Source organism: Streptomyces sp. GL_141 (assembly GCF_057834385.1).
This window is the reverse complement of sequence record NZ_CM174402.1, coordinates 7,172,363-7,190,392: the sequence shown is the minus strand read 5'-3', so window position 1 is coordinate 7,190,392 and position 18,030 is coordinate 7,172,363. Positions and strand designations below refer to the sequence as shown.

The following is an 18,030-nucleotide window of genomic DNA, read 5'->3' as shown; positions in this document are numbered from 1 at the left end:
GCGAGCAACTGAGGACAAGCCCTCGGCCTATTAGTACCAGTCAGCTCCACCCGTTACCGGGCTTCCACATCTGGCCTATCAACCCAGTCGTCTACTGGGAGCCTTACCCTCTCAAGGAGGTGGGAATACTCATCTTGAAGCAGGCTTCCCGCTTAGATGCTTTCAGCGGTTATCCCTCCCGAACGTAGCCAACCAGCCATGCCCTTGGCAGGACAACTGGCACACCAGAGGTTCGTCCGTCCCGGTCCTCTCGTACTAGGGACAGCCCTTCTCAATATTCCTACGCGCACAGCGGATAGGGACCGAACTGTCTCACGACGTTCTAAACCCAGCTCGCGTACCGCTTTAATGGGCGAACAGCCCAACCCTTGGGACCGACTCCAGCCCCAGGATGCGACGAGCCGACATCGAGGTGCCAAACCATCCCGTCGATATGGACTCTTGGGGAAGATCAGCCTGTTATCCCCGGGGTACCTTTTATCCGTTGAGCGACGGCGCTTCCACAAGCCACCGCCGGATCACTAGTCCCGACTTTCGTCCCTGCTCGACCCGTCGGTCTCACAGTCAAGCTCCCTTGTGCACTTACACTCAACACCTGATTGCCAACCAGGCTGAGGGAACCTTTGGGCGCCTCCGTTACTTTTTGGGAGGCAACCGCCCCAGTTAAACTACCCATCAGACACTGTCCCTGATCCGGATCACGGACCGAGGTTAGACATCCAGCACGACCAGAGTGGTATTTCAACGACGACTCCACAACCACTGGCGTGGCTGCTTCAAAGTCTCCCACCTATCCTACACAAGCCGAACCGAACACCAATATCAAACTATAGTAAAGGTCCCGGGGTCTTTCCGTCCTGCTGCGCGAAACGAGCATCTTTACTCGTAGTGCAATTTCACCGGGCCTATGGTTGAGACAGTCGAGAAGTCGTTACGCCATTCGTGCAGGTCGGAACTTACCCGACAAGGAATTTCGCTACCTTAGGATGGTTATAGTTACCACCGCCGTTTACTGGCGCTTAAGTTCTCAGCTTCGCCACACCGAAATGTGACTAACCGGTCCCCTTAACGTTCCAGCACCGGGCAGGCGTCAGTCCGTATACATCGCCTTACGGCTTCGCACGGACCTGTGTTTTTAGTAAACAGTCGCTTCTCGCTGGTCTCTGCGGCCACCCCCAGCTCACGGAGTAAATCCGATCACCAGTGATGGCCCCCCTTCTCCCGAAGTTACGGGGGCATTTTGCCGAGTTCCTTAACCATAGTTCACCCGAACGCCTCGGTATTCTCTACCTGACCACCTGAGTCGGTTTAGGGTACGGGCCGCCATGAAACTCGCTAGAGGCTTTTCTCGACAGCATAGGATCATCCACTTCACCACAATCGGCTCGGCATCAGGTCTCAGCCTTATATGAGGGACGGATTTGCCTACCCCTCGGCCTACACCCTTACCCCGGGACTACCACCGCCCGGGCTGGACTACCTTCCTGCGTCACCCCATCGCTTACCTACTACAAGTCTGGTTCGCCGGCTCCACCACTTTCCTTTCCCCGAAGGGTCCGGAACGGCTTCACGGGCTTAGCATCGCCTGATTCGATATTGGGCGTTTCAAAGCGGGTACCGGAATATCAACCGGTTGTCCATCGACTACGCCTGTCGGCCTCGCCTTAGGTCCCGACTTACCCTGGGCAGATCAGCTTGACCCAGGAACCCTTAGTCAATCGGCGCACACGTTTCTCACGTGTGTATCGCTACTCATGCCTGCATTCTCACTCGTGAACCGTCCACAACTAGCTTCCGCTGCTGCTTCACCCGGCACACGACGCTCCCCTACCCATCACAGCGGGCGTTGGCCCTATTGCTGCAATGACACGACTTCGGCGGTACGCTTGAGCCCCGCTACATTGTCGGCGCGGAATCACTTGACCAGTGAGCTATTACGCACTCTTTCAAGGGTGGCTGCTTCTAAGCCAACCTCCTGGTTGTCTCTGCGACTCCACATCCTTTCCCACTTAGCGTACGCTTAGGGGCCTTAGTCGATGCTCTGGGCTGTTTCCCTCTCGACCATGGAGCTTATCCCCCACAGTCTCACTGCCACGCTCTCACTTACCGGCATTCGGAGTTTGGCTAAGGTCAGTAACCCGGTAGGGCCCATCGCCTATCCAGTGCTCTACCTCCGGCAAGAAACACGTGACGCTGCACCTAAATGCATTTCGGGGAGAACCAGCTATCACGGAGTTTGATTGGCCTTTCACCCCTAACCACAGGTCATCCCCCAGGTTTTCAACCCTGGTGGGTTCGGTCCTCCACGAAGTCTTACCTCCGCTTCAACCTGCCCATGGCTAGATCACTCCGCTTCGGGTCTAGAGCGTGCAACTCAATCGCCCTATTCGGACTCGCTTTCGCTACGGCTTCCCCACACGGGTTAACCTCGCTACACACCGCTAACTCGCAGGCTCATTCTTCAAAAGGCACGCAGTCACGACTGTATGTGCAAGCACATACAGCGACGCTCCCACGGCTTGTAGGCACACGGTTTCAGGTACTATTTCACTCCGCTCCCGCGGTACTTTTCACCATTCCCTCACGGTACTATCCGCTATCGGTCACCAGGGAATATTTAGGCTTAGCGGGTGGTCCCGCCAGATTCACACGGGATTTCTCGGGCCCCGTGCTACTTGGGAGATTCTTAAGCAAGCCGCTGATGTTTCGTCTACGGGGGTCTTACCCTCTACGCCGGACCTTTCGCATGTCCTTCGACTACATCAACGGTTTTTGACTCGCCGACCGGCCGGCAGACCGATCAAAAGAATTCCCACAACCCCGCATGCGCAACCCCTGCCGGGTATCACACGCATACGGTTTGGCCTCATCCGGTTTCGCTCGCCACTACTCCCGGAATCACGGTTGTTTTCTCTTCCTGCGGGTACTGAGATGTTTCACTTCCCCGCGTTCCCTCCACACTGCCTATGTGTTCAGCAGTGGGTGACAGCCCATGACGACTGCCGGGTTTCCCCATTCGGACACCCCCGGATCAAAGCTCAGTTGGCAGCTCCCCGGGGCCTATCGCGGCCTCTCACGTCCTTCATCGGTTCCTGGTGCCAAGGCATCCACCGTGCGCCCTTAAAAACTTGGCCTACAGATGCTCGCGTCCACTGTGTAGTTCTCAAGCAACGACCAGTCACCCATCACCCTCATCCGAAGACGAAGTTCACTGGGGCCGGCATCGCGAAGATAAGACCTTTCGGCCGTACCCTCAGATACCCAACAACGTGCCAAGCACGATCCCCGCCACTCTTACTGTTTTCCACGCCGAAGCAGTACTCACAGAAGGTTTTGGAAACCGTGCCAACTAATCAACGTTCCACCCTGAGCTGACCGTGCAGAACGTTTGTCTGCAATCGGTACTGTGCTCCTTAGAAAGGAGGTGATCCAGCCGCACCTTCCGGTACGGCTACCTTGTTACGACTTCGTCCCAATCGCCAGTCCCACCTTCGACAGCTCCCTCCCTTACGGGTTGGGCCACCGGCTTCGGGTGTTACCGACTTTCGTGACGTGACGGGCGGTGTGTACAAGGCCCGGGAACGTATTCACCGCAGCAATGCTGATCTGCGATTACTAGCAACTCCGACTTCATGGGGTCGAGTTGCAGACCCCAATCCGAACTGAGACCGGCTTTTTGAGATTCGCTCCACCTCACGGTATCGCAGCTCATTGTACCGGCCATTGTAGCACGTGTGCAGCCCAAGACATAAGGGGCATGATGACTTGACGTCGTCCCCACCTTCCTCCGAGTTGACCCCGGCGGTCTCCTGTGAGTCCCCATCACCCCGAAGGGCATGCTGGCAACACAGGACAAGGGTTGCGCTCGTTGCGGGACTTAACCCAACATCTCACGACACGAGCTGACGACAGCCATGCACCACCTGTATACCGACCACAAGGGGGGCACTATCTCTAATGCTTTCCGGTATATGTCAAGCCTTGGTAAGGTTCTTCGCGTTGCGTCGAATTAAGCCACATGCTCCGCTGCTTGTGCGGGCCCCCGTCAATTCCTTTGAGTTTTAGCCTTGCGGCCGTACTCCCCAGGCGGGGAACTTAATGCGTTAGCTGCGGCACCGACGACGTGGAATGTCGCCAACACCTAGTTCCCAACGTTTACGGCGTGGACTACCAGGGTATCTAATCCTGTTCGCTCCCCACGCTTTCGCTCCTCAGCGTCAGTAATGGCCCAGAGATCCGCCTTCGCCACCGGTGTTCCTCCTGATATCTGCGCATTTCACCGCTACACCAGGAATTCCGATCTCCCCTACCACACTCTAGCTAGCCCGTATCGAATGCAGACCCGAGGTTAAGCCTCGGGCTTTCACATCCGACGTGACAAGCCGCCTACGAGCTCTTTACGCCCAATAATTCCGGACAACGCTTGCGCCCTACGTATTACCGCGGCTGCTGGCACGTAGTTAGCCGGCGCTTCTTCTGCAGGTACCGTCACTTTCGCTTCTTCCCTGCTGAAAGAGGTTTACAACCCGAAGGCCGTCATCCCTCACGCGGCGTCGCTGCATCAGGCTTTCGCCCATTGTGCAATATTCCCCACTGCTGCCTCCCGTAGGAGTCTGGGCCGTGTCTCAGTCCCAGTGTGGCCGGTCGCCCTCTCAGGCCGGCTACCCGTCGTCGCCTTGGTGGGCCATTACCCCACCAACAAGCTGATAGGCCGCGGGCTCATCCTTCACCGCCGGAGCTTTTAACCCCCGCCCATGCAGGCAGGAGTGTTATCCGGTATTAGACCCCGTTTCCAGGGCTTGTCCCAGAGTGAAGGGCAGATTGCCCACGTGTTACTCACCCGTTCGCCACTAATCCACCCCGAAGGGCTTCATCGTTCGACTTGCATGTGTTAAGCACGCCGCCAGCGTTCGTCCTGAGCCAGGATCAAACTCTCCATGAATGTTTACCGGTTATCCGGTGCACACGCACTTAGAGCGGGACAGTCATGTCGGAATAAGACCGACCGTCCACTGCGTCCTCGCTGTGTAATTGCCTGCAAGCGTCAGGGCCGAAGCCGCGACCTCACAGGTCTTTTTCAAAGGAACCTCATCCACCGAAATGGACGGGGTATCAACTTTTTGGCGTTGATTTTTGGCACGCTGTTGAGTTCTCAAGGAACGGACGCTTCCTTTGTACTCACCCTCTCGGGCTTTCCTCCGGGCTTTCGTTCTGTTCTGTTCTTGCGTTTCAGACTCTATCAGAGTCTGTCTCGCTTGTTTTCCACCTTCCAGGTCATCCGCTTTCGCGTTTTCCCTTTCCGGCGAGTCCGACTCTATCAGCCCTTTTCCTTCTCTCTGACCACTCTCCGTTTTGCCGAATAGGCATGCGGAAAGAAGGCGAGATCAAGATCAGAACAAGAGAGAGGAGGAGTCCCGTCCATCGGCCGTTCGCGAAATGTTCACGCGGGGCTTCCTGGCGGGAGTCACGACAGTACAGGTCGGCCAGGGCCCAAGCAAATCGATTCAGGCGTATGGTCTAGTCCACCGGTCTAGTCCACTAGTCTCCGTGCCGAAGGACCAGTCCAGTTCGGGACCAACATCGGGCGAACCCGAACATCTTGTGACTTATCCTTCTGGAGAGTACGCCGTTCGCGACAGGTAGTGACGGCGACACGACGAAGCCCCACCCCTGGGAGGCCCCCATGACCAGCGTGACGTCCCCACTTGCCGGGACCGCCATCGGACTCGCGGCAGTGCCCGATCCGGTGTTCTCCGGCGCGATGGTGGGACCGGGTACCGCCATTGATCCCGTACGCGAGCCTTCGGCGGCTGTGTCCCCCGTAGACGGTGTAGTGGTCTCCCTGCACCCGCACGCGTACGTCGTTGTCGACAGCGAGGGCCACGGTGTTCTGACGCACCTGGGTATCGACACCGTTCAGCTCAATGGCGAGGGCTTCGAGCTCCTCGTCAACAAGGGCGACACCGTGACCCGCGGCCAGGAGGTCATTCGCTGGGACCCCGCGGCCGTCGAGGCTGCCGGCAAGTCCCCCATCTGCCCCGTCGTGGCGCTGGAAGCGACTGCCGACTCCCTCACCGATGTCGTCGAGGCCGGAGACATGAAGGCCGGAGACGTCCTCTTCGGCTGGCAGTGACGTACCCGCCTGCTCGGGCGATCCGGACATCCAACGCGGCGGGTGGACCCGCCGCTCAAGCGGAGACAGGTGAAATGGAGACAACGCTGCGAGGCGTCGGCGTGAGCCACGGTGTGGCGATCGGCGAGGTTCGGCACATGGGCACGGCGGTTCTCGAACCGCCGGCGAAGCAGATCACCGCGGACGAGGCGGAGCGCGAGCAGGGGCGCGCCCGTCAGGCCGTGGAGGCTGTATCGGCCGACCTGATCGCCCGGGGCCAGCTGGCCGGTGGCGAGGCCCAGCACGTGCTCGAGGCCCAGGCGATGATCGCCACGGACCCCGAGCTCATGGCGGACGTCGACCGGCGCATCGCCGTCGGCAGCACCGCCGAGCGCGGTGTGTACGACGCGTTCGCCTCTTACCGTGACCTGCTCGCCGGTGCCGGTGAGTACATGGCCGGCCGCGTGGCCGACCTGGACGACGTGCGCAACCGCATCGTCGCGCGCCTGCTCGGCGTGCCGATGCCGGGCGTGCCCGACAGTGACGAGCCGTACGTGCTGATCGCGCGGGACCTGGCTCCCGCCGACACCGCTCTGCTCGACCCGGCGCTGGTCCTCGGTTTCGTGACCGAGGAAGGCGGCCCGACCAGCCACAGCGCGATCCTCGCGCGGGCGCTGGGCGTGCCGGCCATCGTGGCGCTGCCGGGTGCCGGTGAGATCGCCGAAGGTACGGTCATCGCCGTCGACGGCAGCACCGGCGACCTGTTCGTGGAGCCGAGCGCGGCGAAGCGGGCCGAGCTGGAGGCCGCGGCCGCCGAGCGCAAGGCTGCTCTCTCCGCTTCTTCCGGCCCGGGCGCCACGTCCGACGGTCACAAGGTGCCGCTGCTCGCCAACATCGGCGGTCCGGCGGACGTGCCGGCGGCCGTCGATGCCGGGGCCGAGGGTGTGGGCCTGTTCCGCACCGAGTTCCTCTTCCTGGACGACAGCAAGCACGCGCCGACCGAGGAGAAGCAGGTCGAGTCGTACCGCAAGGTCCTCGAAGCCTTCCCCGAGGGTCGTGTTGTCGTACGCGTGCTGGATGCCGGCGCCGACAAGCCGCTGGACTTCCTGACCCCGGCCGACGAGCCGAACCCGGCTCTGGGTGTCCGGGGCTTGCGTTCGCTGCTCGACCACCCGGACGTGCTGCGTACGCAGCTCACCGCGCTGGCCAAGGCCGTCGAGGGGCTGCCGGTCTACCTCGAGGTCATGGCCCCGATGGTGGCCGACCGCATCGACGCCAAGGCGTTCGCGGACGCGTGCCGCGAGGCCGGTCTGAAGGCGAAGTTCGGTGCGATGGTGGAGATCCCCTCCGCCGCGCTGCGGGCGCGCTCGATCCTCCAGGAGGTCGAGTTCCTCTCGCTGGGCACCAACGACCTGGCCCAGTACGCCTTCGCCGCCGACCGTCAGGTCGGTGCCGTATCGCGGCTGCAGGACCCGTGGCAGCCCGCGCTGCTCGACCTGATCGCCATGTCGGCCGAGGCCGCCAAGGCCGAGGGCAAGAGCTGCGGCGTCTGTGGCGAGGCCGCCTCCGACCCGCTGCTGGCCTGCGTGCTGACGGGTCTGGGTGTCACCTCGCTCTCGATGGGTGCCGCTTCGATTCCCTACGTGCGGGCGACGCTGGCCAAGTACACCCTCGCGCAGTGCGAGCGTGCGGCTGCCGCCGCGCGTGCCACGGACACCGCCGAGGAGGCCCGGGTGGCCGCCCAGGCGGTGCTGTCCGGCGAGTAGCACGGGAAAGCACCGCGCCGGTGGGTGCGGAGCGACGTTCGAGGGGCCTTCGCCGGTGGCGGGGGCCCCTCGGCCGTTGCCGGACGCGCGGGGTGCGCCCGGCTCAGTGGTGCGGGCCCGGTTCGTCCACCTCGTAGCCGGGGCAGTACTCGACGCCGGGCTCGGGGCCCACGGGCTCTCCGGTGTCGGCGTCGGTGCAGTAGGCGTTGAAGACCGCCGCCGCCGAGAGGGGTACCAGGCGGCCGCGGTCCAGGCGCCAGCCGTGGACCCGGTCCCGGTCTCCCTCGGCGGTGCTGCGCAGGACCAGTCCCCCGGGCCCGCCGAGTGCCAGGCCCGCGGCGAGGACGGTCACGAAGTCGAGGCCGTCCCGGCCGTCCACCCGGGGCCGGCCGTCGGGTCCGGTGTCGGCGTGCAGGACCGCCACGAGCTGTTCCTCCGGCGCCGGGACGCTGCACACCAGGTGGTGGTGGCCCGGACCGGCCCGGTCCACGAGGCGCCGGAGCGCCTCGGCGGCGCGCTCGAAGGAGGCGGTCCCGATGTCCTCCCCGCAGTCGGCGCACCGGCCCACTTCGGCCAGCAGCGTGCTCGCGTACTCCCAGGTGGCCTGCCGGACGGCCGCGTCCACGAGGAGCGGGAGCAGTTCGTCGATGGGCTGGCCGGCATAGGGGAGGCCGCCGGTGGCGCCGCCCAGTTCGGCGGTGAAGCGGGTGCGGGCACCGGGGGTGTCCGGGTCCAGTCCGCGGTCCGCGCAGAATTCGGCGTACTCCACCGGGTCGAAGAGAGCGACGGTGGTGTGGATGCCCTGGGCCGCGAGGGAGCGGAGCAGCCGGTCCACGTGGTCCAGGTAGTCGCGGTGGTCGTCGAAGGTGAAGCTGCGGTACCCGCGCATGGCTGCGAAGTCCCCGGCGTCGGCCAGGACGCCGACGGTGCTGGGGACTTCGCGGCGCAGGGTGCGGCGCCTGCCGGTGCGGGCGGGACGCCCCGTGGTGGTGGCGGTCCCGGTGTCGTTCGAGCGTGGCATGGTTCCCCCTGAGTGGCGCGATCACTTGCTCACTCAGAGTAATCACGGCCACTGACAGTGGCCGCTCGCGTCAGCCGCGGGTGCGGGCGAGCTCCTCGTAGAAGTGCAGGAGGTCGAGGTTGTCCACCGAGCCGGGGTTGACCGCCTTGGCCATGGGAGCGCCCTGGAGGAGGCGCTTGACCGGGACCTCGATGCGCTTGCCGGTGAGGGTGTGGGGGATGCCGGGGACCTCGATGACCTCGTCGGGGACGTGGCGCGGGGAGAGCTCCTCGCGGATCGTGGCCTTGATCCGGGAGCGGAGGGCGTCGTCGAGGACGGCGCCGGGCACGAGGTGGACGAAGAGCGGCATCCAGTACCCGCCGTTCGGCTCTTCCAGGCCGATGACCAGCGATTCCTTGATCTCCGGGAGTCGCTCGACCGCCTCGTAGATGTCCGCGGAGCCCATCCGGACGCCCTGGCGGTTCAGCGTGGAGTCGGAGCGGCCGTGGATGACCACGGAGCCGTGGTCGGTGATCGTGATCCAGTCCCCGTGGCGCCAGGTGCCGGGGAACATCTCGAAGTAGCTGTCGCGGTAGCGACTGCCGTCCGGGTCGTTCCAGAAGCGGATCGGCATGGACGGCATGGGGTTGGTGACGACGAGCTCGCCGACCTCGCCGGTGACGGGCTTGCCGGAGGGGTCCCAGGCCTGGAGGTCCGTGCCCAGGCAGGCGGCCTGGAGCTCGCCGATGTGGACCGGGAGGGTGGGGACGGCGCCGGCGAAGCAGCTGCAGACGTCGGTGCCGCCGCTGACCGAGGCGATCCAGAGGTCCTCGGCCACCTCGTCGTGGAGCCAGCGGAAGCCGTCGGGCGGCAGCGGGGATCCGGTGGTGGCCACGCACTTCACGGCCGAGAGGTCGAAGTCGCGGGAGGGGTGGACCCCCGCCTTGCTGCAGGCCATCACGTAGGCGGCGGAGGTCCCGTAGAGCGTGGCCCCGGTGCGCTCCGCGATGCGCCATTGGGCACCGGTGTCGGGGTAGCCCGGGCTGCCGTCGTAGAGCACGACGGTGGTTCCGGTGAGCAGGCCGGAGACGAGGAAGTTCCACATCATCCAGCCGGTGGAGGTGTACCAGAAGAAGCGGTCCTCGGGGCCCAGGTCGCAGTGCAGGCCGAGCTGCTTGAGGTGTTCGAGGAGGATGCCGCCCTGCGACTGGACGATGGCCTTGGGCAGGCCGGTGGTGCCGGAGGAGTAGAGGACCCAGAGCGGGTGGTCGAAGGGGACCGGCTCGAAGACCGGCTCGGTCTCGGCCGCGGTGAGCGCCGACCATTCCAGGGCGCCCGCGGGGGCCGGCGTACCGAGGAGCGGGATGTGGACGACGGCGCGCAGCGAGGGGAGCTCGGCGCGCAGTTCGGCGACGGTGTCGCGGCGGTCGTGCTCCTTGCCGCCGTAGCGGTAGCCGTCGACGGTGAAGAGGACCACCGGCTCCACCTGCTGGAAGCGGTCCAGGACGCTGCGCGCGCCGAAGTCGGGGGCGCAGGAGGTCCAGACGGCGCCGACGGCGGCGGTGGCGAGGAGTGCGGTGACGGCCTCGGGGATGTTGGGGAGGTAGCCGCTGACCCGGTCGCCGGGGCGCACGCCCAGGGCGCGCAGTTCGGCGGCGAGCGAGCCGACCTGGCGGCGGAGCTCGGCCCAGGTGACGGGGGTGGGCTCGTGGGTCTCGTCCACGTGCAGCAGGGCCGCGTCGGCGGCGCGGGCCGGGTCCTCGGCGGCGCGCAGGGCGTGCTCGGCGTAGTTGAGGGTGGCGCCCTTGAACCAGACCGCGCCCGGCATGGAGCGGTCCGCGAGGACGGCCTCGTACGGGGTGGTGAACCGTACGTCGAACCACTCGGCGACCGCCTGCCAGAAGCTGTCCAGCGCGTCGACGGACCAGCTGTGCAGGGCCGGGTAGCCGCCGTCCGCGGGGGCGCCGTGGTGTTCGGCGGCCCAGGCCTGGAAGGCGGTGATCCGGGCCGCGGCGATCCGGTCGGGGCCCGGGGACCAGAGGGGCTCGGAGGAGGTGGCTGCTGCGGTCATGCGTCGGCTCCCGGTCACGTCTGCGGTTCGCGCTTCGTGGGCGTGTCGTGGTCTGGCGTGTGGTGTGACATGTGCTGTTCGTACGGTGCCATCGCGCGCGGGGTGTGCGCACGGGGGCTCACAGGGACGATGCCATGTGATCGACATCCGCACCAGAGCCGTCATCGACGGTCGGCGGTGATCCTTTTGCGGGTGAACGGCAGTTGAACGGCGCCTTCTGGGCCGGGTGGCGGTGGCAGGGTGGGCGCCATGGACGGTCGTGGGCTGGTGCGTGCGGTGAAGGACCTCGGCGACGAGCGGGGGCGGCGCGCGTGGCGCTCCGCGTGGCGCAACCGGCGCGTGGACGCGGCGGGGCTCGCGCCCCGGGGTGCGGAGCGGGCGCGGGTGCCGGGTCTGCTGACCGGTACCGAGGCCCGGCCGGGCGGCGGGGTGCTCCGGTTCACCCGTTCGGAGCTGTTGGTCCGGGTCGCCGTGGGCGGGGCGGTGTTCTGGGGCTGGGACGGTGCCGCGCCGACGCCCTCGTACGCGGTGGTGGGCAGCGGGCCGGAGCCCGATCCGCGCGCCGAGCTGGAGCCGGACACCGACGGCGGGTGGCGGGTGGTGTCCGAACGCGTGACGGTGGCGGTGTCCCGGCACGGGGCGGTGGAGGTGCGCACCCCTGGCGGGACGGTGCTGCGGCGGGACCTGCCGCCGCGGTGGTGGGACCCGGTACGGGTGGGATCCGCCGGGTTCGGGGGCGGTGCGGCGGGGCAGGGGAGCGCGGGCGGAACGGACGGCGGTGCCGGGGCCGGCGCCGACGGAGCCGGGGGTATGGGGCGGGCCGAGGAAGCGGGCGGGCGCGTCGGCGACGCGGGCGCAGCTCCGGGTACGGGCGGCGGGGACGGAGCGAGCGGGCCGGGCGGCGGTGCGGGAGCGGGCGGCGTCAGTGGCACGGGCGGCGGGGACAGCGGTACGGGTCGCGGAGACGGCGGTACGGGTCGCGGGGGTGGGGGCTCGCGGTGGTTGTTGCGGAGTGAGGTGGCGGCGGACGCGCGGGTGTTCGGGCTGGGCGGGCGGGCGGTGGGGCCGCGGTTGCGGGACGGGAGCTACCGGCTGTGGAACACCGATCCCGAGGGCGGGTTCGGGTCCGGGTCCGGCGAGGAGCCCCTGTACATCACGATGCCGGTGCAGCTGGTGGTCGCGGACGCGGGCACGCACCTGGTGTTCCACGACAACTCCTGGGACGGGCGGGTGGTGTTGCGGGAGGGAGAGGAGGGCGCGGGCTCGGGGGCGGACCGGCCCGGTTCCTGCGAACTTCGCATGGAGGGCGGCCCGTTGCGCTGCTGGGTGCTGGTGGGGCCGCCCGGGCGGGTGCTGCAGGGCTGGTCCGGGCTGACGGGCGGGGCCGCGGTGCCTCCGGAGTGGGCGCTCGGGTACCAGCACGCGCGGTGGGGGTTCGGGAGCGCGGCGGAGGTGCGCCGGATCGTGGCGGGGTACGCCGAGCACGGGCTGCCCCTGTCGGCCGTACATCTGGACATCGACCACTACGACGGCCACCGGGTCTTCACCGTGGACCGCGAGCGGTTCCCTGATCTGCCGGGGCTGGCGCGGGAGTTGGCGGACGGTGGGGTCCGGCTGGTCTCCATCGTCGATCCGGCGGTGAAGGCCGGCGACCCGGTGCACGCGGCGGGGCTCGGGGTCGGCGCGCACGGGGCGTTCGTACGGGACGGGGCGGGCCGGGAGGTCCGGGGCGAGGTGTGGCCGGGCGAGTGCGCGTACCCGGACTTCACGGATCCGGCGGTGCGGCGATGGTGGGGCGGGCTGTACGAGGAGCGGCTCGCGCAGGGCTTCGCCGGGGTCTGGCACGACATGAACGAGCCGGTCTCCTTCGCCCCGTTCGGGGAACGGACGCTCCCCCGCTCCGCGCGGCACGCGCTGGACGGGGCCGGCGGGGACCACCGGGAGGCGCACAACGTGTACGCCCTCGCGATGGCGCGCGCCGGCTGGGAGGGACTCGTACGGCTGCGCCCGGCCGAGCGGCCGTTCCTCTTCTCCCGGTCGGGGTGGGCGGGGATGCAGCGGTACGGGGGCACGTGGTCGGGCGACGTGGAGAGCAGCTGGGACGGGCTGCGGGCCTCGCTGGCGCTGGTGCTGGGCCTCGGGCTGTGCGGGGTGCCGTACTCGGGGCCGGACATCGGCGGCTTCTGGGGTTCGCCCTCACCGGAGTTGTACCTGCGGTGGCTGCAACTGGGGTCGTACCTGCCGCTGTTCCGGACCCACTCGGCGATCTTCGCCGGGCGCCGGGAGCCGTGGGAGTTCGGGGAGGAGACCACCCGGGCCGCGCGGTCCCTCCTGGCGGAACGGGAGCGGCTGCGGCCGTACTTCGTGACCCTGGCCCATCTGGCGCGGCGGACCGGGGCCCCGTACGTGCGGCCGTTGTGGTGGGGTGCGCCGGAGGACCGGGCGCTACGGGACTGCGAGGACGCGTTCCTGCTCGGTGACGCCCTGCTGGTGGCTCCGGTGCTGGAGTGCGGGTCGGACCGGCGGGCAGTGCGGTTGCCGCGCGGGCGCTGGTACGACACGGCGACGGGCCGGGCGTACGAGGGGCCGGGCCAGATCCTGCTGGAGGCCCCGGCGGACCGGATCCCCGTGTTGGCCCGGGCCGGCGCGCTGCTGCCGGTGCGGGCGGCCGACGGGTCGGTGGCCCTGGAGGCGTGGGCGCCGGCGCGGGGCCGCACGGGCGGCGGGGTGGTGATCCGGGACCCGGGGCCGGGCTTCGAGCCGGGCGAGGTGGAACGGTACGTGGTGCGGTGGTCCGGGGACGCGGTGGTGGTGGAGGACGAGGCCGGGGAGCGGGTGGACGGGGTGGTGCTGCGGGGGCTCTGAGGTGGACGGGGCGGAGCGGTCGGGGCCGGCCGCCCTTGGTGGGTGCCCTGCCGGTCGGGCCGGATCAGGGAGCGGCGTCCGGCACACCCTCTAGGTCGTACGCGCGTACCGGCCCTCGAACCATGCCCCGGCGGCCTTCGTGTGGAGCGGGAAGGCCAGTTGCTCCGGGCCGCGCAGGATGTGCCAGCCGGTGGTTTCGTCGGTCGGGGCCGACGCCGGGAGGGAGGCGGCCGGGCGGACGGGCAGCAGGCCGAAGACGAGCAGGTGGCCGGCCGGGGAGCTGAGGGTGTCGGCGAGGACGACCTCGGAGGCGGGGGCGTGGATGCCGGTCTCCTCGCGGAGTTCGCGGACGACGGACTCGCGCCAGTCCTCGCCGAAGTCCATGAACCCGCCGGGCAGGGCGATGCCGCCGCGGGCGGGCTCGATGGTGCGGGTGATGACCACGAGGCCGGTGCCGAGCTCGTCCTCGACCGGGAGCAGGGCGACGGCGACCGGGAGGGGGTTGCGGTAGGCGACCGCGCCGCACGAGGGGCAGGTACGGGGCCATTCGGTCGAATCGAACAGGGCTCCACAGGCGGAGCAGTGCGAGTCCTTCAGGTGCGCCGGCATGCGGCGATGGTATGCCAAGGGACATGAGGATGGCGGTCGTTGCGGGATGGGTGGGCGCGCTGGGAATGGCGGCGGCGGTGGTCACGCCGGGAGCGCCGGGAGCGCTGGCCGCGCCGGGGACGATGGGTGCGCCGGGGGCACCCGGCACGCCCGGAGCGGTGGCTGCGCCTGGCTCGGCGCCCAGGCCCGGCATGGCGGCTGCGCCAGGCGTGATCGGCGTGCCGGGCTCGTCGGGGGCGGCGGCCGCGCCGGGGACGGTGGCCGCGCCGGGGACGGTGGCCGCGCCACGAGCAGTGGCTGCGCCGGGGACGGTGGGCACGGCGGATGTGTCGAGCACGCCGGGAGCGCCGGGAGCGCCCGGGGCGCCGGGTGCGCCCAGAGCAGCGGCTGCGCCAGGCGCGGAGGCTGCGCCCGGAGTGGGAACTGCGCCACGCGCGGTGGGCGTGGCGGGCACGCCGGGGGTGGCGGTCGGACCCGGAGCGGTGGACGGTGGGGCGGGCTCGCCCGGGCGGGCCGGGGCGGCCAGGGGGTTCGTTGCAGTCGCCGAGGTGGATGCGAGCATCGGGCAGGAGATGCGGTACGCCACGTCGCGGAACTTCACCGGGGCGGTCGTGGACGGCTACGACGAGCCCGTCTGTCTGCTCGCCCGGCCCGCCGCCGAGGCGCTGCGGCGGGCGCAGCGGGAGGTGCTGCGGCGCGGGTACTCGCTGCTGGTGTACGACTGCTACCGGCCGCAGCGGGCCGTGGACCGGTTCGTGCGCTGGGCCCGGGACGGGTCGGATCAGCGGACCAAGGCGGAGTTCTATCCGGAGGTGGCCAAGGACCGGCTGATCCCGGAGGGGTACATCGCCGAGAGGTCCGGGCACAGCCGGGGCAGCACCGTCGACGTGACCTTGACGGAGGTGGGCCGGGGGCCCCTGGACATGGGGACGCCCTTCGACTTCTTCGATCCGCTCGCGCACACCGACAGCCCGCGGGTGACGGGTCCGGCCCGTGAGCACCGGGACCTCCTGCGGCGGGTGCTCGGTCGGCAGGGGTTCGTGAACCTGCCCCAGGAGTGGTGGCACTTCACGTACGCACCGGAGGCGTTCCCGGACACGTACTTCGATTTTCCCGTCTCTGTCGCCTCCGTGCACCGCTGAGTACCGTGCCCGCATGACATTCAGTTCCTACGAGGAGTTCTGGCCCTACTACGTCGCCATGCACTCCCGCGCCGCCACCCGCTGGATCCACCTCACCGGCACCCTCTCCGGCCTCGCCCTCACCGTCTACGGGCTGGCCCGCGGCCGGAAGCGGTACCTGGCCGCGCTCCCCCTGATCGGGTACGGGACGGCGTGGCCGGCGCACTTCCTGATCGAGCGGAACAACCCGGCCACCTTCGGCAATCCGGCCTGGTCGCTGCGCGGGGACGCGCAGATGATCCGGATGATGCTGGCCGGGCGGGACGCGGAGCTCGGCGAGATCGCGCGGAAGTGGCTCGCCGAGAACCCGTGCGAGGACTGCGCTCCCGGGGGTGCGCTCCCGCTCGTTCCCTGACAGACTTCTGACGGTTCGTCAGATATCGGTTTCGGGAGGGGTCTTGGAACGCACACGCACACCCGTGGTCAGCGGGTGGTTCACCGGGGACGAGGCGGACGGCGGATTCCGTCTGCTCGGCACCCGGTGCTCCGCCTGCGCCGCCGTGTTCTTCCCGCGCGAGGACACGTACTGTCGCAATCCGCACTGCCCGGGCGGCGGCGAGCTCGCCGAGACCCCGCTGTCCCCGCGCGGCCGGGTCTGGTCCTACACGGACGGGCGGTACCGGCCGCCCGCGCCGTACGTGTCCGACCCGGACGCGTCCTGGACCCCGTACACCCTGGTCGCCGTGGAGCTGGAGGCCGAGGGGATGGTCGTGCTCGGGCAGGCGGTGCCCGGGGTGGGTGTCGGCGATCTGGCGGTCGGGATGGAGGTCGAGGTGGTCGGCGGCGTGCTGAACGAGGATGCCGACGGCACCGCCTGGACCACCTGGCAGTTCCGGCCCGTGGGGGTGGTGGCCGGATGAGCGCCGCCGTCGCCGACATCGCCGTCCTCGGGGCGGGCATGCACCCGTGGGGCAAGTGGGGCCGCAGCTTCGTCGAGTACGGGCGGGCCGCCGCGCGGGCCGCGCTCGCCGACGCCGGGCTGGACTGGACCGACGTGCAGTCCATCGTGGGGGCCGACACCGTGCGGTCGGGCTACCCCGGCTACGTGGCCGGAGCCACCTTCGCGCAGGCACTGGGCTGGCAGGGCGCACGCGTGACCAGCGTGTACGCGGCCTGCGCGTCCGGCGCCCAGGCCATCGGCGCGGCCCGGGCGCAGATTCTGGCCGGGCTCGCCGACGTGGTGCTGGTGGTCGGGGCGGACGCCGCCCCGAAGGGGTTCTTCGCGCCTGCCGGCGGGGACCGGCCGGACGACCCGGACTGGCTGCGCTTCCGGGTCCTGGGGGCCACCAACCCGGCGTACTTCGCGCTGTACGCCCGGCGCCGGATGGCCCTGTACGGGGACACCGGTGAGGACTTCGCGCAGGTCAAGGTGAAGAACGCGGCGGCCGGGCTGCTCAACCCGAACGCCCGCTACCGCAAGGCCGTGACGGCCGAGGAGGTGGCCGCCTCGGCGATCGTCGCCGATCCGCTGCGGCTGCTCGACATCTGCGCCACCTCCGACGGGGGCGCGGCGCTCGTCCTGAGCAGCATGGACTTCGCCCGCTCGCGGGGAGTCGCGGACCCGGTGCGGATCCGGGCCGTGTCCACGGTGACGCCCACGTATCCCCGTACGGTCCTGGACCTGCCGGACATCGCCACCGACTCGGTGACGGCCGGGGTGGCGGGGGCCGGCTCCTTCCGGGCCTCGATCGCGCGGGCCGCGTACGAGGAGGCGGGGCTCGGGCCGGACGACCTCTCGCTCGCCGAGGTCTACGACCTGTCCACCGCGCTGGAACTGGAGTGGTACGAGGACATCGGCCTGTGCGGCGAGGGCGAGGGGGCCAAGCTCGTGCGGGAGGGCGCGACCGCGCTGGGCGGCCGGATCCCGGTCAACACCAGCGGTGGGCTAGCGTCGTTCGGGGAGGCGGTGCCGGCGCAGGCCATCGCGCAGGTGTGCGAGCTGACCTGGCAGCTCCGGGGCACGGCCGGGGAGCGGCAGGTGGCGGGGGCGCGGGCCGGAATCACCGCGAACCAGGGCCTGTTCGGGCACGGCTCGGCGGTCGTCGCCGTGCGCTGAGCGGCCCTCGTCGGCGTGTGCCGAGAGGCAGTCGTCAGCGTGCGCCGAGGGGCGTCATCGCCGTGCGCCGGGCGGTTCTCCTGGGCCGCTCGGCGCCCGGTGCGCCGCTGAACTGCGGCTGCTGTCCGAATGCTTGACGGCCCCCAGTGGCGGGTTCACACTCTCTCCACGGTCCCGCGCCGCCACCGGGACACCGGATCCCCCCATGAGAGCTGCGGCCCGTACCCCAGTCGGCGGGGGTACGGGCCGCCTCCATGTCGCGGCCCGGTCCGACAGGCCCTAGGCCGTCTCTTTCGGATCTTGCCTGGCCCGCGCCGCCCGGCACCGCACCTCGCCGCACTGCCGAGGCACCCGAGTACGTCCAGTACGC

General features: G+C 68.7%; 10 protein-coding genes and 2 rRNA genes. 7 read left to right on the top strand and 5 right to left on the bottom strand.

What is annotated here, in order from left to right; translation table 11 throughout:
- Positions 1-10: 10 nt before the first annotated feature.
- Together AC3IX6_RS32055 and AC3IX6_RS32050 are read right to left on the bottom strand one after the other, a co-directional pair.
- Positions 11-3,134: ribosomal RNA gene (locus tag AC3IX6_RS32055) — 23S ribosomal RNA — on the bottom strand.
- 283 nt (positions 3,135-3,417) lie between these two features.
- Positions 3,418-4,942: ribosomal RNA gene (locus AC3IX6_RS32050) — 16S ribosomal RNA — on the bottom strand.
- The 16S and 23S rRNA genes sit together here, the layout of an rRNA operon.
- 741 nt (positions 4,943-5,683) lie before the next feature.
- Between AC3IX6_RS32050 and AC3IX6_RS32045 the strand changes: the two genes are divergently transcribed.
- Positions 5,684-6,133: a PTS sugar transporter subunit IIA gene (locus AC3IX6_RS32045; protein ID WP_250751358.1), complete on the top strand. Its 450-nt coding sequence runs from the start codon at positions 5,684-5,686 to the stop codon at positions 6,131-6,133.
- Positions 6,134-6,207: 74 nt separating this feature from the next.
- Positions 6,208-7,878: a phosphoenolpyruvate--protein phosphotransferase gene (ptsP, locus tag AC3IX6_RS32040; protein WP_489366790.1), complete on the top strand. Its 1,671-nt coding sequence runs from the start codon at positions 6,208-6,210 to the stop codon at positions 7,876-7,878.
- Between the two features lie 103 nt (positions 7,879-7,981).
- Here ptsP and AC3IX6_RS32035 read toward each other — a convergent pair whose 3' ends face one another.
- Positions 7,982-8,899: a DUF8829 domain-containing protein gene (locus tag AC3IX6_RS32035; RefSeq protein WP_489366789.1), complete on the bottom strand. Its 918-nt coding sequence runs from the start codon at positions 8,897-8,899 to the stop codon at positions 7,982-7,984.
- A 70-nt stretch (positions 8,900-8,969) separates the two neighbouring features.
- Positions 8,970-10,949 carry an acetoacetate--CoA ligase gene (locus tag AC3IX6_RS32030; protein WP_489366788.1) on the bottom strand — a complete coding sequence of 660 codons (1,980 nt, stop codon included), beginning with the start codon at positions 10,947-10,949 and terminating at the stop codon, positions 8,970-8,972.
- Between the two features lie 249 nt (positions 10,950-11,198).
- Between AC3IX6_RS32030 and AC3IX6_RS32025 the strand changes: the two genes are divergently transcribed.
- Positions 11,199-13,814: a glycoside hydrolase family 31 protein gene (locus tag AC3IX6_RS32025; protein WP_489366787.1), complete on the top strand. Its 2,616-nt coding sequence runs from the start codon at positions 11,199-11,201 to the stop codon at positions 13,812-13,814.
- Positions 13,815-13,904: 90 nt separating this feature from the next.
- Here AC3IX6_RS32025 and AC3IX6_RS32020 read toward each other — a convergent pair whose 3' ends face one another.
- On the bottom strand, positions 13,905-14,423 hold the full coding sequence (locus AC3IX6_RS32020) for an NUDIX domain-containing protein (RefSeq protein WP_489366786.1): 519 nt from the start codon (positions 14,421-14,423) through the stop codon (positions 13,905-13,907).
- 416 nt (positions 14,424-14,839) lie between these two features.
- Between AC3IX6_RS32020 and AC3IX6_RS32015 the strand changes: the two genes are divergently transcribed.
- The 4 genes from AC3IX6_RS32015 (at position 14,840) to AC3IX6_RS32000 (ending at position 17,660) form a co-directional block, all read left to right on the top strand.
- Positions 14,840-15,565 carry a M15 family metallopeptidase gene (locus tag AC3IX6_RS32015; RefSeq protein ID WP_489366785.1) on the top strand — a complete coding sequence of 242 codons (726 nt, stop codon included), beginning with the start codon at positions 14,840-14,842 and terminating at the stop codon, positions 15,563-15,565.
- A 13-nt stretch (positions 15,566-15,578) separates the two neighbouring features.
- The gene (locus AC3IX6_RS32010) at positions 15,579-15,959 is read left to right on the top strand and encodes an Mpo1-like protein (protein WP_489366784.1); all 381 of its coding nucleotides are present in this window, start codon (positions 15,579-15,581) and stop codon (positions 15,957-15,959) included.
- Between the two features lie 64 nt (positions 15,960-16,023).
- A complete protein-coding gene (locus tag AC3IX6_RS32005; protein WP_489371622.1) occupies positions 16,024-16,464 on the top strand; it encodes a Zn-ribbon domain-containing OB-fold protein in 441 nt (146 codons plus the stop codon).
- On the top strand, positions 16,461-17,660 hold the full coding sequence (locus AC3IX6_RS32000) for a lipid-transfer protein (RefSeq protein WP_489366783.1): 1,200 nt from the start codon (positions 16,461-16,463) through the stop codon (positions 17,658-17,660). Before AC3IX6_RS32005 ends, AC3IX6_RS32000 begins: the two co-directional genes overlap by 4 nt.
- The last annotated feature ends 370 nt before the right edge of the window (positions 17,661-18,030 follow it).

What these genes read in the sequence shown, in the direction of transcription:
- AC3IX6_RS32030 (WP_489366788.1), bottom strand. Translation starts at nt 10,949, where the DNA reads ATGACCGCAGCAGCCACCTCCTCCGAGCCCCTCTGGTCCCCGGGCCCC.
- AC3IX6_RS32025 (WP_489366787.1), top strand. Translation starts at nt 11,199, where the DNA reads ATGGACGGTCGTGGGCTGGTGCGTGCGGTGAAGGACCTCGGCGACGAG.
- AC3IX6_RS32020 (WP_489366786.1), bottom strand. Translation starts at nt 14,423, where the DNA reads ATGCCGGCGCACCTGAAGGACTCGCACTGCTCCGCCTGTGGAGCCCTG.
- ptsP (WP_489366790.1), top strand. Translation starts at nt 6,208, where the DNA reads ATGGAGACAACGCTGCGAGGCGTCGGCGTGAGCCACGGTGTGGCGATC.
- AC3IX6_RS32035 (WP_489366789.1), bottom strand. Translation starts at nt 8,899, where the DNA reads ATGCCACGCTCGAACGACACCGGGACCGCCACCACCACGGGGCGTCCC.
- AC3IX6_RS32045 (WP_250751358.1), top strand. Translation starts at nt 5,684, where the DNA reads ATGACCAGCGTGACGTCCCCACTTGCCGGGACCGCCATCGGACTCGCG.
- AC3IX6_RS32000 (WP_489366783.1), top strand. Translation starts at nt 16,461, where the DNA reads ATGAGCGCCGCCGTCGCCGACATCGCCGTCCTCGGGGCGGGCATGCAC.
- AC3IX6_RS32010 (WP_489366784.1), top strand. Translation starts at nt 15,579, where the DNA reads ATGACATTCAGTTCCTACGAGGAGTTCTGGCCCTACTACGTCGCCATG.